This window comes from Amycolatopsis ruanii (assembly GCF_003385175.1).
In the GTDB taxonomy this organism is placed as follows: Bacteria; Actinomycetota; Actinomycetes; order Mycobacteriales; family Pseudonocardiaceae; genus Amycolatopsis_E; species Amycolatopsis_E thermalba.
The window spans coordinates 1-1125 of sequence record NZ_PQHY01000168.1 but is presented as its reverse complement, the minus strand read 5'-3'; the positions used below and the strand labels follow the sequence as shown (position 1 = coordinate 1125).

At 69.2% G+C, this 1125-nt stretch carries 1 protein-coding gene; it reads left to right on the top strand.

All coding sequences use genetic code 11. From position 1 onward, the window contains the following. Positions 1 to 122 precede the first annotated feature (122 nt). Complete coding sequence (locus D0D28_RS35415; RefSeq protein ID WP_115945108.1) at positions 123 to 1124, top strand: IS481 family transposase; 1002 nt, start codon at positions 123 to 125, stop codon at positions 1122 to 1124. Position 1125: the final 1 nt, after the last annotated feature.

The following is a 1125-nucleotide window of genomic DNA, read 5'->3' as shown; positions in this document are numbered from 1 at the left end:
CAGCTAGCTGTTGCGGGTCATGACGTTGGTGTCGGCTGCGGGGGCTTGAGACGAGGGGACGGGTCTTTCGGCGGCAGGATGAGAAGTGCGACCCACTCATCCGCCGAGAGAAAGACCCGTCCATGCACCACCGTAATGCCCCGCTGTCCGTCGAGGGCCGTCGCCGGCTCGTGCAGCGTTGCCAGACCCGCCCGATCGCCCATGTCGCCGCCGAGATGGGCATCTCGCGGCAATGCGCCTCCAAGTGGGTCAACCGCTGGCGCCGCTACGGTGAGACCGGTCTGCTCGACCGCCCGAGCGTGCCGCACCGCCATCCCACCGCCACCCCAGCCGAGGTCGTGGCCCGGATCGAGCAGCTACGGCGACAGCGGAAATGGTCCGCCCGTCGCATCGCCACCGAGCTGGCCGCCGAAGGCGTGACCATCTCGGTTCGCACCGTCGGCCGCCACCTGCTGCAGCTGGGTCTCAACCGGCGCCGGTTCCTCGATCCCACCGGCGCCACCAACCGGGCGCCCCAGCGGATCATCGCCCGCTGGCCCGGGCACATGGTCCACCTGGATGTGAAGAAGACCGGCCAGATCCCCGACGGCGGCGGCTGGCGCGTCCACGGCAAGGGCAGCGACCAGGACCGTCTGGTCGCCCGCGGCAAGACCCGCGGTCAGCGGGCCCGCTACACCTACCTGCACTCCGCCATCGACGGCTACTCCCGCCTGGCCTACACCGAAGCCCTGCCCGACGAGAAGGCCCGCACGGCGATCGGGTTCGTCCACCGCGCGCGGGCGTTCTTCGCCCGCCACGGCTTCACCCACATCCACCGCCTGGTCACCGACAACGGCTCCTGTTACCGCGCCCGCGACTTCGCCACCGTCCTACGCGGCGCCCGCCACCAGCGGATCACGCCCTACACCCCACGCCACAACGGCAAGGTCGAGCGCTACAACCGGATCCTGGCCGAAGAGTTCCTCTACGCCCGGGTCTGGACCAGCGAGCAGGAACGCACCGAGGCGTTAGCGATCTGGAACATCCACTACAACTACCATCGACCACACACTGCTGCCGGAGATCAGCCACCCGCGACCCGGCTCCACACCGGCGTCACCAATGTCACGGCCTCATACAGCTAGC